The organism is Micromonospora sp. NPDC023966 (assembly GCF_040639095.1).
Taxonomy (GTDB): Bacteria; Actinomycetota; Actinomycetes; order Mycobacteriales; family Micromonosporaceae; genus Micromonospora.
Map to the genome: position 1 here is coordinate 574231 of NZ_JBEZZJ010000001.1, position 13272 is coordinate 587502.

Sequence of the window (13272 nt, forward strand, 5' to 3'; positions counted from 1 at the left end):
GGGCCTCCACCCGCCCCTCCCGTCCGGACGATCTCCGCTGGTCATGCGCTACGGTGGCACCGACCACCCCGCAGCGAAGCCGGTGCGAAACCGGCGCTGTCCCGCAACTGTGATGCCCCGCACGCGGCGTCGGCCCTCGGCCGGCGCGACAACTGTGGGGACGAGCCAGGTCGCCTGCGGCACGGTCGCGATTCAGCGCTCTCGAGGAAGGGCGCCTCGCGGACGGTCCGCCCAGGCGGTCCCTGTCGGCGAAGCACCACGCCTCGACCGACAGGAGGACCGATGTCCAGACATACCCCCCGGCTCTTCGCCACCGCCCTCGCGGTCGGCGCGCTGCTCCTCGGCGGCTGCGCCGAGAAGACCTCGAACGACACCCCCGCGGCCGGTGGCAGCTCGGCGGCCGCCGCCTTCCCGGTCACCGTCGGCAAGCTGACCCTGGACAAGCGCCCCGAGAAGATCGTCTCGCTGTCGCCGTCGGCGACCGAGATGCTCTTCGCCATCGGCGCCGGTAAGCAGGTCACCGCCGTCGACGACAACTCGAACTACCCGCCGGAGGCGCCGAAGAGCGACCTCTCCGGCTTCCAGCCGAACGCCGAGGCGATCGCCGGCAAGAGCCCCGACCTGGTGGTGCTCTCCAACGACACCAACAAGATCGTCGACCAGCTCACCACGCTGAAGATCCCGGTGCTGCTCACCCCCGCGGCGACCACCCTCGACGACACGTACCAGCAGATCACCGACCTCGGCAGGCTCACCGGCCACCCGGCCGAGGCGGACACCGTCACCAGGAAGATGAAGGACGACATCGCGGCGCTCACCAAGGACCTGCCGCAGCGGGCGAAGAAGCTCACCTACTACCACGAGCTCGGCCCGGAGCTGTACAGCGCGACCAGCAAGACCTTCATCGGCTCGATCTACGCGCTCGCCGGCCTGGAGAACATCGCCGACCCGGCGGACGCCGACGGGAAGAACGGCGGCTACCCGCAGCTCTCCCAGGAGGTCATCATCAAGGCGAACCCCGACTTCGTCTTCCTGGCCGACACCAAGTGCTGCAAGCAGACCGCGGAGACCGTCAAGGCGCGCAGCGGCTGGGCCGGCGTCACCGCCGTGAAGAACAACCAGATCGTCGCCCTGGACGACGACATCGCCTCGCGCTGGGGCCCGCGCGTGGTCGACCTGCTCAAGGCGATCGTGGACGCCACCGCCAAGGTCCCGGCCTGACCCTGACCGTGGGACCAGTGGACAACGCTCACCGGCCGGCCGGGACGCCCGACGCGTCCCGGCCGGTCGGCGTGCCCCGGGCGCCCCGGCCCAGGATGGTCGAGAAGCGGTCGCCGGCCGGACCGGGTGCGACGGTCCGGCCGGCCGGGCTGCGTACCCGCTGGTTGCTCGCCGGTATCGGCGCGGTGCTCGTGGCGCTGGTGGCCGGCGTCTCGCTCGGCCCGGTCAGCCTGCCCCCGGGCAGCGTCGCCGCCGAGCTGCTCAACCTGCTGCCCGGGGTGCACCTCGACAGCGGGCTCACCGAGCGGGAGGTCGCCATCGTCACCGAGCTGCGGCTGCCCCGGGTCGTGCTCGGCCTGCTCGTCGGCGCCCTGCTCGCCCTGGCCGGTGGCTGCTACCAGGGCGTCTTCCGCAACCCGCTGGCCGACCCGTACCTGCTGGGGGTGGCGGCCGGGGCCGGGCTGGCGGTGACCGCGGTGATCGCGCTCGGCGCCGGGGCCGGCGGGGCGCTGAGCGGGATGCCGCTCACCATCCCCCTCGCCGCGTTCGTCGGCTCGCTCGGCGCGGTCGTCATGACGTACCTGCTCGGCGCGGCCGGCGGGCGGGACCGGTCACCGGCCACCCTGATCCTGGCCGGGGTGGCGGTCTCGGCCTTCCTCGCCGCCGGGCAGACCTACCTGCTGCAACGCAACTCCGACAGCATCCAGCAGGTCTACTCCTGGCTGCTCGGGCGGCTGGCCACCGCCGGCTGGCACGACGTCCGGCTGGTCCTGCCCTACTTCGCGCTCACCGCCGTGGTGGTGCTGCTGCACCGGCGCGAGCTGGACGTGCTCTCCGTCGGCGACGACGAGGCCACCAGCCTCGGCCTGCACCCGCAGCGCTCCCGCTACCTGCTGATCGCCGCCGCCTCGCTGGGCACCGCCGCCGCGGTCTCCGCCTCCGGCCTGATCGGCTTCGTCGGCATCATCGTGCCGCACACCGTACGGCTGCTCGCCGGGTCGAGCTACCGGGTGATCCTGCCGCTGTCGATGCTCTTCGGCGGGGCGTTCCTGGCGCTCACCGACGTGGTCGCCCGGACCGCCGCCGCTCCCGCCGAGATCCCGATCGGCGTGGTCACCGCGCTGCTCGGCGGCCCGTTCTTCGTGCTGGTCTTGCGCACTGCCCGCCGGGTGCTGACATGAGCCCGCCCGCCGTGGAGCTGCGCGGCCTCCGGGTCGAGCTCGGCGGCACGCCGATCCTGGCCGGCGTGGACCTGGCGGTCGCGGTGGGCGAGTGGGTCACCGTGATCGGCCCGAACGGCGCCGGCAAGTCGACCCTGTTGCGCGCCGTCGGCGGCCTGCTGCCCGCGCCGGGCGCGGTCTCCCTCTTCGGTACGCCGATCAGCTCCCTCCGCCGCCGCGACCGGGCCCGGGTCGTGGCCACCGTGGCGCAGTCCCCGGTGGTGCCGGCCGGCATGTCGGTCTTCGACTACGTCCTGCTGGGGCGCACCCCGTACATCCCGGCGCTGGGCCGGGAGTCGGCCGCCGACCTGGCCGCCGTGCACGAGGTGCTGGACCGGCTCGACCTCGGCGCCTTCGGGCACCGCGAACTGGCCACCCTCTCCGGCGGCGAGCGGCAGCGGGTCTTCCTGGCCCGGGCACTGGCCCAGGGTGCCACCCTGCTGCTGCTCGACGAGCCGACCAGCGCCCTGGACATCGGCCACCAGCAGGAGGTGCTGGAGCTGGTCGACCAGCTCCGCCGCGAACACGACCTCACCGTGCTCGCCACCATGCACGACCTCTCCATCGCCGGCGAGTACGCCGACCGCCTGGTCCTGCTCGCCGAGGGCCGGGTCGCCGCCGCCGGCCCACCCCGGCAGGTGCTGACCGAGGACCTCCTGGCGACGCACTACCGCGCCCACGTCCGCGTGATCGAGGGCGACCACGGCCCCCTGGTCGTCCCCGTCCGCCCCCGCTGACCCCCGATCCCGCCCGCCCTCTACAGCGGCGATCTTGCACTTCCTGCCCGGGCGAAAGGGGCGTATGCCGCCTCACGAGGGCCGCAACTGCAAGATCGGCGGCGGCAGGGGCGGGGCGGGCGGGGGTCAGCGGAGGGCGGTTATGGAGAAGAGGGCGCCCTGGGGGTCGCGGAGCGCGGCGCTGCGGCCGGCCGGATTGTCCCGGGGCGGGACGAGAATGGTGCCGCCCAACTCGGCGGCCCGGGCCGCGGTGGCGTCGGCGTCCTCGACCGCGAAGTAGACCGTCCAGTACGCCGGCAGGTCCTCGGGCAGCGGCTCCAGCTGCGGCATCATGCCAGCGACGATCCGGGCGCCGCATCGCCACCCCGTGTAGGGGACCGGGCCGGTCGCCTGCTCCTCGGGGTGCCAGCCGAAGACCAGCGCGTAGAAGTCCTTCGCCCCCTCGGGGTCGGGGGTGACCAGCTCGTTCCAGCACATCGAGCCGGGGGCGTTGAACAACTCCGCCCCGCGCATCGCCATCGGCTGCCAGACGCTGAAGACCGCGCCCGCCGGATCGGAGAGGACCGCCATCCGGCCCTGCTCGAAGACGTCGAACGGGGAGACCACCACCTGGCCGCCGGCCGCGTGCACCCGGGTGGCGACCAGTTCCGCGTCGTCGGTCGCCACGTACATCGACCAGACCGGCACCTGCTCCGGGGCGGCCGGCGGGCCGGCCCCGGCCACGGCCCGGCCGTCCTTCAGGAAGGTGGTGTAACCGCCGGCGGTCGGCTCGGCGGACACCCGGCCGGTCCAGCCGAACAGCTCCGGGTAGAACCGCTTCGCGTCGTCCAGACCGGGGGTGGCCAGGTCGGTCCAGCAGGGCGTGCCGGGCTCCACGCCGTCCACGCTGACCCCTCTCGCCGGGGGCGGCCCCACTGGCACGCCCTGCCGGCATCGTGGCACCGCCGCATCGGCCGCCGGGCCGGATTCGGACAAAAGGTCAGGTGAACCGGCGTCCCTCGTCCCGCCGGTACGCCCATCCGGCGACCGCCGCGAGCGCCACCACCCAGACGACCAGCATCACCATGGCCCGGGGGTCGGGCCGCCAGTCGGTGACGGCGGCCCACATCAGCTCGACCGCGCCCCGGGTGGGCAGGTAGGGGGCAATCGCCTGGATGAAGCCGGGCGCGTCGTCCGGGCCGGAGAGCAGGCCGCCGCCGAAGGCCAGCGGGAAGAACACCACCTGGGCCACCACGATGGCCGCCTTGCTCGGCAGCGAGTAGCCGATCGTCATGCCGAGCAGGGTGAACGGCACGGAGATCACCGCGACGCCGGCGAGGCCGAGCAGGAACTGCGCCGGGGTCACCCGGGCCGCGGTGGCGACCGCGGCGATCACCACCACCGGGATCATCGACAGGTAGGTCAGCACCAGCCCGGCCAGGATCCGCCCGGCCAGGCGCGGCGCCGGCCCGGCCGGCAGGGTCCGGGTGTACGGGTTCCAGGGCTGGTCGCGGTCCTCGGCGACGCCCACGCCGTACTGGAAGATGTTGGCGCTCATCACCGCGAAGGTGACCATGGCGGCGGTGGCGTAGGTGGCGCCGGTGGCGTCGTCACCGGCGAACGGCACCACGAAGAAGAGCATGGCGGCGGCGGGGAAGAATGCGCTGCCGACCACCGCGACCGGGATCCGGACGATCTCCAGGAGCTGGTAGCGGGCGTGGACCAGGGCGAGCGGCACGGCGGTCTCCTAGGCGGGGGTGGGTGCGGGCCGGTCGTCGGCGGTGAGGGCGAGGAACGCCTCCTCCAGCGAGGTGGGCCGGACCTCCAGGTCGCGGAACGCCACGCCGGCGCCGACCAGGTCGCGGACGAGCTGGTCGGCGTCCGTGGTGAGCAGGTGGGTGCGCCCCTCGGTGTGCTCGGTGGCCACCACGCCGGGCAGCGGCGGCAGGTCGTCGGCGACCAGGCTGACCCGGCGTACGCCGACGATGCCGCGGATCGCCGTCACCGAGTCGTCGGCGAGCACCCGCCCGTGCCCGATCACCACCACCCGCTGGGCCAGCGCCTCCACCTCCTCCAGGTAGTGGCTGCTCAGCAGGACCGTGCCACCCTCGGCGTGGAAGCCCCGGACGGCCTCCCACAAAGTGCGCCGGGCCTCCACGTCCAGCCCGGTGGTGGGCTCGTCGAGGACCACGAGGCGGGGCCGGCCGACGAAGGCGAGCGCCACCGCCAGCCGGCGGCGCTGCCCGCCGGAGAGGCCGCCGGTCTGCCGGCGCACCTGGTCGGTGAGGCCGAACCGGTCGAGCAGCTCGCCCCGGGGCACCGGGTCGGGGAAGTGCGCGGCGACGAAGTCGACCACCTCGCCGACCCGCAGCGTGCCGGGCAGGCCGGTCTCCTGCGGGGTCACCCCGAGCTGCCGCCGGCTCACCGGGTCGCGCGGGTCGCCGCCGAGCAGCTCGACCCGGCCGGCGGTGGGGCGGCGCAGCCCGACCAGCAGGTTGAGCAGGGTGCTCTTGCCGGCGCCGTTCGGGCCGAGCAGGCCCACCAGCTCCCCGGCGCGGACGGTCAGGTCGACCCGGTCCAGGGCCAGCACCTCGCCGTAGCGGCGGCTGACCTGGTCGGCGCGGGCCAGGATCATCGTCAGGCTCCTCAGGGGTCGCGGTCCCGGACGGGCATGCCCCTGTCTACCGTGCCGGCGCCAGTCTCACCGCCCCGCGCGAATGGGTGCGATCGCCTACTGTGGTAATCCCGTTGTCCGGCCCCGCCCGGCGACGGGTGACTGTCGACTGGACACTGGGGAGGGTCCGCGTGACGAGTCCGAGCAGGAACCTGGACGTCCAGCCGGAGGCGCTGACCGCCTTCGCCGCCGCCTCCCGGGACCGGGCCGGCCGCTTCCGCGAGCTGCGCCGGGTCTTCCACGACGGGCACGTGCCCCGGCACTCCTTCGGCATCATGCCGGCGTCGTTCAGCCTCGCCGCCGCGTACGCCGAGCAGTTCGAGGCCTGCCTGCAGGGGCTGGAGGATGCCGCCGAGGTGATGGCCGACATCGCCGAGGGCATCAGCGACACCGCCGACGCCTACACCGGAACCGACGTGGCGAACACCGACATGTTCGCGCCGGGCGCCTGAGGGAGGCCCGATGAGCACCGAGGCGTTGCAGCGCAACAAGACCTACTTCGAGCAGATCGTGTCGGGCACGCCCGACCCGTTCAAGCCGCTCTCCAACGCGGTGCTCTGGCCGTTCGAGCAGCTGCTGGAGCTGGTCGCCGGCGAGCCCGACGACCTCATGCGGGCGGCCCAGCTCGCCCTCGACACCGGCGAGGCGGTCCGGCAGATCGCCGGCGACCAGGTCGCCGACCGGGCCCGGCTGCGCGGCGCCTGGGACGGCGACGCGGCGGAGAAGTTCCACGCCTCGATGGAGTCCGTCGAGGAGGCGATCGAGGAGCTGGCCAAGGGGCTGGACGGCACCAAGGAGGTGCTGGTCGACGCGGCGAACGCGGCGGTCGACGCGTTCAACCTGCTGGTCGAGCTGATCCTGGAGTTCCTGCTCTGGTTCCTGACCGAGGTCATCATCGCGGCGGTGGCGGCCGTGCTCAGCGCCGGAGTGACCCTGGCCGCCACGGTGGTGCGGGTGCTGGCCCGGCTGGCCACCACGGTCGGCCGCATGGTCAAGATCGTGGCCCGGTTCGCGGAGATCCTCACCAAGCTGGTCACCAAGCTGGAGAAGGTCGCCGAGCTGCTCACCCGCTACCGCAAGGTCGTGATGGAGCTGCGCAAGGCCAAGAAGGCGTACCGGGCGTGGAACAAGTCCGGCTACACCAAGGAGGCGTTCGCGTTCAAGATCCAACGCGCCGCCATCCTGTTCCCCGGCAAGTTCGCCATCAACCAGGCCTCCCCGGTGAACATCCCCGGCATCGGCGGCGCCCTGCTCGACACCGGGGTCGGCCTGCACGACGTCTCCGACGGCCACAAGGACCGCAACTACCTGGTGGACGGCACCTACTCGGAGGACCTGGGGCCGTACACCAAGGGCGTGCAGAACGTCTTCGACTCGATCGTGAACTGAGAGGCAGCCATGACCTTCCCGGCCCTGGACCGGATCGAGGCGCTGGCCCGCAACCTGGACGGGTGGCAGCGTGAGCTCGGCGCGCGGATGGCCGAGCTGGAGCAGAGCAGCGCCGAGGGCGTGAGTGACTCCGGCCTGGTGACCGTCACGGCGGCCGCCGACGGCCGGATCCTCTCCACCGAGATCAACGCGCGGGCCATGCGGCTCGACTCCTACACGCTGGCCGAGGAGTTCACTGCGGCGGCGAACCGCGCGCAGGAGGCCGCCGCCGCCCGCGTCCGGGAGATCGTCGGCGAGGTCATGGGCAACACGCCGGCGGCGGAGCGGGCCGGCGACGACGGCTACGGCCACGATCGATACTGAGCCGATGGACCCCACCGGATACCGCGATCGGATCGGCCAACTGGTCGAGCCGGGCGAGCAGGTGCTGGCGTACGCGAAGGCCGATGCGGCCCAGGGGGCGGCGCCACCTCCGCCGCCCGATGCGGCGAAGCCCGAGGCGGCCGCCGGCGGGGTGAGCGCCGGGGCGGTGCTGCTCAACCTGATCTCCCCGCTGATCAGCTGGGAGCGGGGCGACCGGCTGGTCGACCGGGTGGCGTGGGGAATCGCCGGGCGCGGCGCCCCGGGCTCCGCCGCCTCCCGGCTGCGCCACGCGCTGCACCCGCCCAAGCCGGACCTGGCGGCACGGGACGTCCTGTTGGTGGCCACCGACCGGCGGCTGCTGGTCTGTGTGAGCGGGCCGATGAAGCTGCTGTCCAGCCGGAAGGACGACGAGCGGTCCGTGGCGGAGACCGGGATCGCCTGGTCGGCGCCGCGGGCGGAGGTGGCGTCGGCCCGGGTGGGCTGGCACCGGCTCAACCCGAAGCGGCTGCGGCTCTACTTCACCGACGGCTCCTGGCTCGCCTTCACCGTGCCGATCGCCGAGTCGGGCCGGCCGCTGCGGGACGTCGCCGCCGCGCTCGCCGCCTGAGTCAGCCGGCGAGCGGCGCGGGCAGCGGCTCCCGGTGCAGCACGGCCAGCCGGGACACCGCCCGGGTCAGCACCACGTAGAGGCGGTGCAGGCCGCGCGGCTCGGCGGCCACGATCGCGGCCGGCTCGACGACCACCACGTGGTCGTACTCCAGGCCCTTGACCAGCGTCGCCGGGACCACGGTGACCCGCGCCGCGGTCTCCACGTCGTCGGCGGTCGCGGTCTGGACACCCGCATCGGCGAGCGCCGCGCGGAGCCCCTCCACCGCGTCGTCCGCGGCGATCACGCCGACCGAACCGTCGTGCGCCAGCGCCGCCCGCACCTCGACCACCGCCGCCGCCGTCAGGTCCTCGACGGTACGCACGTCGAGCGCCCCGTCGCGGCGCAGCGACTGCGCCGGGGGCACGTCGACGGCGAGCGCCGGTAGCAGCCGGTTGGCGAACGCGACCACCGCGGCCGGCACCCGGAAGCCGACGCTCAGCGGCACCACCACCGCGCCCGGCTTGCCCAGGTGGGCCAGGGACTCCCGCCAGTCGGTGGCCGCCCAGGGCGCGGTGCCCTGGGCCAGGTCGCCGAGGAGGGTGATCGAGCCGTGCTCGCTGCGCCGGGCGATGGCCCGGCACTGCATCGGGGACAGGTCCTGCGCCTCGTCGACCACCACGTGCCCGAAGCCGGCGGGCCGTTCCAGCAGCCCGGCGGCCTCGTCGATCAGCACCGCGTCCGCGGCGGTCCACCGGGTCGCCTTCGGGGTACGCCCGACCTTGCCGGACCGGAACAGCTCCTGCTCCTCGGCGGTGAGCAGGCCGTCGGCGGCGGCGGCGAGCGCCGCGGGGTCGGTCAGCAGCCGGTGCAGCAGCCCGTCGGGGGTGAGCGCCGGCCAGACCGCGTCGAGGAACTCGGTGACCGGCTTCGCCTTGGCCATCCGGCGCAGCCAGGCGTCGCCGGGCGACTCGGCCCGGCGTGCCTCCGCCTGGCGTTGCAGCAGCCCCACCACGCGGGCCCGGACCCGGTCCCGGCCGGTCGCGTACGGCAGGCCCTCGCGGCGGGTCTCCTCGACCAGCCGGTGCAGCGGGTCGAGGCCGATCCGCCAGCGGAACGAGCCGTCCGAGACCATGATCGGCTCGGTGGGCGTGCCGATGTGCGCGTCGACCGCGCGGCGCAGCACCTCGGCCAGCCGGATGTCGTGCTTGAGGACGGCCACGGCGGGGTCGTCGACCGCGCGGACCGGCACCTCGGCGACCAGGTCCTCCACCGTGGCCTGCGCGACCTCGACCTCGCCGAGCGCCGGCAGCACCGCCGCGATGTACGACAGGAACGCCCGGTTCGGCCCGACGATCAGCACGCCCGACCGGCGCAACCGCTCGCGGTGCAGGTAGAGCAGGTACGCGGCGCGGTGCAGCCCGACCGCCGTCTTACCGGTGCCCGGCGCGCCCTGGACGCAGATCGAGTCGGCCAGGTCGGCCCGGACCAGCTCGTCCTGCTCGGGCTGGATGGTGGCGACAATGTCCCGCATCGGGCCGACGCGGGGGCGTTCGATCTCGGCGGTGAGGATGCGGCTGGCCGTGCCCAGCTCCTCGCCCCGGTCCAGCCGTTCGTCCTCGAAGCTGGTCAGCACCCCGGTGCTGAACCCGAACCGGCGTCGGACCGCGACGCCCTGCGGTTCGCGGGCGCTGGCCCGGTAGAACGACCGGGAGACCGGGGCCCGCCAGTCGAGCACGAGCGGCTCGCCCAGCTCGTCGGTGACGTGCCGGCGCCCGACGTGGTAGTCGCGCCCGGCATGCTCGGGGTCGCCGGGCCCGAAATCCAGCCGGCCGAAGAAGAGCGGGGTGGTCGGGTCGTCGGCCAGCTCCTTGACCCGCCGGGCCATGTGCCGGCCGAGCTGCTCGGCGGTGTACGCGTCGCCGGCCACCGTGCCGCCGGTGGCGAAGAGGGACTCGGCGCGCTCCCGCATCCGGCGCAGCGCCGCCCGGGAGGTGTCCAGGTGGGCGCGCTCGGCGACGAGTTCGGCGTCCAGGGTCTGTTCTTGGGCGTGCAGGGTCATCCACGTACTCCTCGTCACGGGGAACAACGCTGCCGCTCGCGTTTCCGACCTCGGGTCGGCGCGGGGACGTCCTGTGCGGTGCTACTCACCACGGCCGTCAGGCGGGACAGAACAGCCTACTCCGGCGCCGTCGCCGGGCAACCGGTTTTCCGGCCGGCGCGATGTGCCCGGCGGAGTGCCGGGGGTGCTGGTGCGGGACCCGGCCGGGTCGGAATCATGGGTGGCATGACGGAGGCGCGGCCGGAGCAGCGCCGGGTGACGATCAGCGACCCGCAGGTGATGCGGGCCCTGGCCCACCCGGCCCGTATGGCGATCATGGAGCATCTCAGCACGGTGGAGGGCGGTGCGACCGCCACCGAGTGCGCCGAGATCGCCGGGCTCTCGCCGAGCGCGACCAGCTACCACCTGCGGGAGCTGGCGAAGTTCGGCCTGATCGAGGAGGCCCCGAGCCGGGGTGACGCCCGGGAGCGGGTCTGGCGGGCGTTCAGCCCGTCCTACTACATCGAGTCCGGGCAGGACGCGGACTCCGAGGCCCGCGCCGCCGAGCTGGCCCTGGTTGACGCGCACCTGGCCCGGGACAGCCAGCGGGCCCGGGACTGGATCCGCCGCGCCCCGGACGAGCCGCCCGAGTGGTACGCGGCGGCCTGGTTCAGCGATACCCTGCTGCTGCTCACCGCGGAGGAGTTGACCGAGCTGAACCAGTCCATCCAGCGGCTGCTCGATCCGTACCGGCGGCGGCTGCGGGCCGACCCGCCGGAGGGGGCACGGGCCGTCGCCGTGCAGTACCGGGCTCTGCCGCTGGATTGAGCCGGGGGGTTGAACGAACAGGTGTGAAGGATTATTTTCGAAATATGTCCTTCGCATCTGACTCGTCGCGCTGGTCCGACGTCTGGCTCGCCACCGCCGCACGCGGCGTCTCCAGCTGCGGGGACTTCCTCGCCGCGAGCGCGCTGACCCTGGCGCTCCAGTCGGCCGGGGCCGGTGGACTCGCCGTCTCCGGGCTGCTGCTCGCCGCCACGCTGCCGCTCGTCGCGCTCGCCCCGCTGACCGGCCGGCTCGCCGACCGGGTGGACAGCCGGGTGCTGCTGGTGACCGCCGGGCTCGGTCAGGCCGCGATCTGCCTGGCGCTCGCGTACGCCGGGCACCCGGCCCTGGTCATCGTGCTGGTCGCGCTGCTCGCGGCCGGGCTCGCGGTCACCCAGCCGGTGCTCGCGGCGCTGGTGCCGGCCATGGTGCGGGCCGACGACCTGCCCCGGGCGGGCGCGCTGAACCAGACCGCCGGCACCCTGGGCGCGCTCGCCGGGCCGGCGCTGGCCGGGCTGCTCGTCGGCCAGTTCGGCACCCGGATGCCACTGCTCGTCGACGCCGTCAGCTACCTCGCGCTCGTCGCGGCCGGGCTGCTCATCCGTACCCGCCGGGGTGGCCGTCGGTCGGCCGCGCCCGCCGCCGGCGCGGTCACCCCGCCGCCCGCCTGGCTGCTGCGCCGCGACCCGCTGCTGATGGTGATGGTGGGCAGCCTCGCCGCGGTGGTCGCCGCAGTCGGCGCCATCAACGTCATCGAGGTCTTCTTCATCCGGGAGACCCTGCACAGCTCCACCACGGTCTACGGCCTGATCACCGGCGCCTGGACGCTCGGGATCGTGCTCGGCGGCTGGCTATTCGCGCGGCTCGCCCGCCGGCTCACCGACGACGGCGCGCTGCTCGGCGCCGGGCTGGTCCTGCTCGGCGGCTGCTGCCTGGCGGTGCTGGCCTCGGCGGCGGTGCCGACCGCCTGGCTGCTCGTGCCGATCTGGCTGGCCGGCGGGGTGGGCAACGGCGGCGACAACGTCTTCAACAACCTGCTGCTGGCCCGGCGCGTCCCCGAGGCGGCGCGGGGCCGGGCGTACGCGGTCTTCGGCGCGGCGGTGCAGGGCGCCGGGATGGCCGGCTACCTGATCGGCGGCCTGCTGCTGGAGGTGGCCGCGCCCCGGCCGCTGGTCGCCGGCAGCGGGGTGGCCGGCGTGCTGGTGGTCGTCGCGGCGGCCTGGCCGGTGCGCCGGGCGGTCCGCGGCGAGCGCACCGCCCGGCCCGCCCCCGGGTTCGAGCCGGAGCGGCGTGCGGAGTTCGCCACTCCGACCCCCTCCCGCTGAGCCGGCCCGGTCCGGCGGCGATACGGTCGAGTCATGGCCGACCGCATCGCCCGCCCCCGCGTGGGGCACATCCAGTTCCTCAACTGCCTGCCGATCTACTGGGGCCTGATGCGGTCCGGCGCGCTGATCGACGTCGACCTGCACAAGGACTCGCCGGACCGGCTGAACGCCGCGCTGGTCGCCGGTGACCTGGACATCGGCCCGATCTCCCAGGTGGAGTACCTGCGCCACGCCGACGAGCTGCTGCTCCTGCCGGACCTCGCGGTCGGCAGCGACGGCCCGGTGCTCTCGGTCAACGTGGTGTCCACCCGGCCCCTGGACGAGCTGGACGGCGCCCGGGTGGCGCTCGGCTCCACCTCGCGTACCGGGGTGCTGCTGGCCCAGCTCCTGCTCGCGGAGCGGTACGGGGTGCGCCCGGAGTACTTCCGCTGCCCGCCGGACCTGACCCAGATGCTGCTGGAGGCCGACGCCGGGGTGGTGATCGGCGATGTGGCGCTGCGCGCGCTCTACGAGGCGCCCCGCAAGGGTCTGGCCGTGACCGACCTCGGGCAGGCCTGGCGCGAGTGGACCGGGCTGCCGATGGTCTTCGCGGTCTGGGCGGTGCGCCGCGACTTCGCCGCCGCTCACCCCGGCCTGGTCAAGGAGGTGCACGAGGCGTTCCTGCGCTCGCGTGACCTGTGCCTGGCCGAGCTGGACCAGGTGGCCGAGGCCGGGGCCCGCTGGGAACCGTTCGACGCGGCGACCCTGGCGACCTACTTCCGTACCCTCGACTTCTCCCTCGGTGAGCGGCAGGTGGCCGGCCTGCGGGAGTTCGCCCGCCGCGCCGCGGCGATCGGCGAGGCCCCGCCGCTGCCCGCGGGCGGTCCCGCCTTCTTCCAGGGCTGAGGCGTCCACAACGGCGATGTGGCGGCG

The 13272-nt window shown here is 74.3% G+C and carries 14 protein-coding genes and 1 riboswitch; of the genes, 10 read left to right on the forward strand and 4 right to left on the reverse strand.

From position 1 onward, the window contains the following. Positions 1–78 precede the first annotated feature (78 nt). Positions 79–170, forward strand: a riboswitch (cobalamin riboswitch). A gap of 112 nt (positions 171–282) precedes the next feature. The 3 genes from AB0F68_RS02790 (at position 283) to AB0F68_RS02800 (ending at position 3178) form a co-directional block, all read left to right on the forward strand. Next, positions 283–1221, forward strand: a complete 939-nt coding sequence (locus AB0F68_RS02790) for an ABC transporter substrate-binding protein (RefSeq protein ID WP_357332446.1) — start codon at positions 283–285, stop codon at positions 1219–1221. A 95-nt stretch (positions 1222–1316) separates the two neighbouring features. Further along, on the forward strand, positions 1317–2402 hold the full coding sequence (locus AB0F68_RS02795; protein WP_357332879.1) for an iron ABC transporter permease: 1086 nt from the start codon (positions 1317–1319) through the stop codon (positions 2400–2402). Further along, positions 2399–3178 (forward strand): ABC transporter ATP-binding protein, encoded by a 780-nt coding sequence (locus AB0F68_RS02800; RefSeq protein ID WP_357332448.1) that lies wholly within the window; start codon positions 2399–2401, stop codon positions 3176–3178. Before AB0F68_RS02795 ends, AB0F68_RS02800 begins: the two co-directional genes overlap by 4 nt. Positions 3179–3304: 126 nt before the next feature. Here the strand turns inward: AB0F68_RS02800 and AB0F68_RS02805 are convergent, their stop codons facing one another. The 3 genes from AB0F68_RS02805 to AB0F68_RS02815 all read right to left on the reverse strand — a co-directional run bounded on the left by AB0F68_RS02805 (position 3305) and on the right by AB0F68_RS02815 (position 5792). Beyond that, the gene (locus AB0F68_RS02805; RefSeq protein WP_357332450.1) at positions 3305–4063 is read right to left on the reverse strand and encodes a VOC family protein; all 759 of its coding nucleotides are present in this window, start codon (positions 4061–4063) and stop codon (positions 3305–3307) included. A 94-nt stretch (positions 4064–4157) separates the two neighbouring features. Beyond that, positions 4158–4895, reverse strand: coding sequence for an ABC transporter permease (locus AB0F68_RS02810; protein ID WP_357332452.1), 738 nt, complete (start codon positions 4893–4895; stop codon positions 4158–4160). Positions 4896–4904: 9 nt separating this feature from the next. Then, entirely contained in the window at positions 4905–5792 is an 888-nt protein-coding gene (locus AB0F68_RS02815; RefSeq protein ID WP_357332454.1) for an ABC transporter ATP-binding protein, read from the reverse strand. Positions 5793–5962: 170 nt separating this feature from the next. Between AB0F68_RS02815 and AB0F68_RS02820 the strand changes: the two genes are divergently transcribed. Genes AB0F68_RS02820 through AB0F68_RS02835 form a run of 4 tightly spaced genes read left to right on the forward strand, consistent with a single transcriptional unit; the run spans position 5963 to position 8190 of the window. Beyond that, positions 5963–6283, forward strand: a complete 321-nt coding sequence (locus AB0F68_RS02820; protein WP_357332456.1) for a type VII secretion target — start codon at positions 5963–5965, stop codon at positions 6281–6283. Between the two features lie 10 nt (positions 6284–6293). Then, positions 6294–7220 carry a WXG100 family type VII secretion target gene (locus tag AB0F68_RS02825; RefSeq protein ID WP_357332458.1) on the forward strand — a complete coding sequence of 309 codons (927 nt, stop codon included), beginning with the start codon at positions 6294–6296 and terminating at the stop codon, positions 7218–7220. Between the two features lie 9 nt (positions 7221–7229). Next, positions 7230–7583, forward strand: a complete 354-nt coding sequence (locus AB0F68_RS02830; protein ID WP_357332460.1) for a YbaB/EbfC family nucleoid-associated protein — start codon at positions 7230–7232, stop codon at positions 7581–7583. A 4-nt stretch (positions 7584–7587) separates the two neighbouring features. Further along, complete coding sequence (locus AB0F68_RS02835) at positions 7588–8190, forward strand: hypothetical protein (protein ID WP_357332462.1); 603 nt, start codon at positions 7588–7590, stop codon at positions 8188–8190. Between the two features lies 1 nt (position 8191). Here AB0F68_RS02835 and AB0F68_RS02840 read toward each other — a convergent pair whose 3' ends face one another. Then, on the reverse strand, positions 8192–10231 hold the full coding sequence (locus AB0F68_RS02840) for an AAA family ATPase (protein WP_357332464.1): 2040 nt from the start codon (positions 10229–10231) through the stop codon (positions 8192–8194). Between the two features lie 225 nt (positions 10232–10456). Between AB0F68_RS02840 and AB0F68_RS02845 the strand changes: the two genes are divergently transcribed. The 3 genes from AB0F68_RS02845 to AB0F68_RS02855 are packed head-to-tail and all read left to right on the forward strand — an operon-like array spanning position 10457 to position 13245. Then, complete coding sequence (locus tag AB0F68_RS02845; protein WP_357332466.1) at positions 10457–11038, forward strand: winged helix-turn-helix domain-containing protein; 582 nt, start codon at positions 10457–10459, stop codon at positions 11036–11038. A gap of 44 nt (positions 11039–11082) precedes the next feature. Then, positions 11083–12360 (forward strand): MFS transporter, encoded by a 1278-nt coding sequence (locus tag AB0F68_RS02850; protein ID WP_357332468.1) that lies wholly within the window; start codon positions 11083–11085, stop codon positions 12358–12360. Between the two features lie 33 nt (positions 12361–12393). After that, entirely contained in the window at positions 12394–13245 is an 852-nt protein-coding gene (locus AB0F68_RS02855) for a menaquinone biosynthesis protein (protein WP_357332470.1), read from the forward strand. Positions 13246–13272: the final 27 nt, after the last annotated feature.

Bases quoted from the DNA above. Each gene is read 5' to 3' on its own strand.
- AB0F68_RS02815 (WP_357332454.1), bottom strand. From the start codon at position 5,792: ATGATCCTGGCCCGCGCCGACCAGGTCAGCCGCCGCTACGGCGAGGTG.
- AB0F68_RS02845 (WP_357332466.1), top strand. From the start codon at position 10,457: ATGACGGAGGCGCGGCCGGAGCAGCGCCGGGTGACGATCAGCGACCCG.
- AB0F68_RS02850 (WP_357332468.1), top strand. From the start codon at position 11,083: ATGTCCTTCGCATCTGACTCGTCGCGCTGGTCCGACGTCTGGCTCGCC.
- AB0F68_RS02840 (WP_357332464.1), bottom strand. From the start codon at position 10,231: ATGACCCTGCACGCCCAAGAACAGACCCTGGACGCCGAACTCGTCGCC.
- AB0F68_RS02825 (WP_357332458.1), top strand. From the start codon at position 6,294: ATGAGCACCGAGGCGTTGCAGCGCAACAAGACCTACTTCGAGCAGATC.
- AB0F68_RS02795 (WP_357332879.1), top strand. From the start codon at position 1,317: ATGGTCGAGAAGCGGTCGCCGGCCGGACCGGGTGCGACGGTCCGGCCG.
- AB0F68_RS02855 (WP_357332470.1), top strand. From the start codon at position 12,394: ATGGCCGACCGCATCGCCCGCCCCCGCGTGGGGCACATCCAGTTCCTC.
- AB0F68_RS02835 (WP_357332462.1), top strand. From the start codon at position 7,588: ATGGACCCCACCGGATACCGCGATCGGATCGGCCAACTGGTCGAGCCG.
- AB0F68_RS02790 (WP_357332446.1), top strand. From the start codon at position 283: ATGTCCAGACATACCCCCCGGCTCTTCGCCACCGCCCTCGCGGTCGGC.
- AB0F68_RS02830 (WP_357332460.1), top strand. From the start codon at position 7,230: ATGACCTTCCCGGCCCTGGACCGGATCGAGGCGCTGGCCCGCAACCTG.
- AB0F68_RS02800 (WP_357332448.1), top strand. From the start codon at position 2,399: ATGAGCCCGCCCGCCGTGGAGCTGCGCGGCCTCCGGGTCGAGCTCGGC.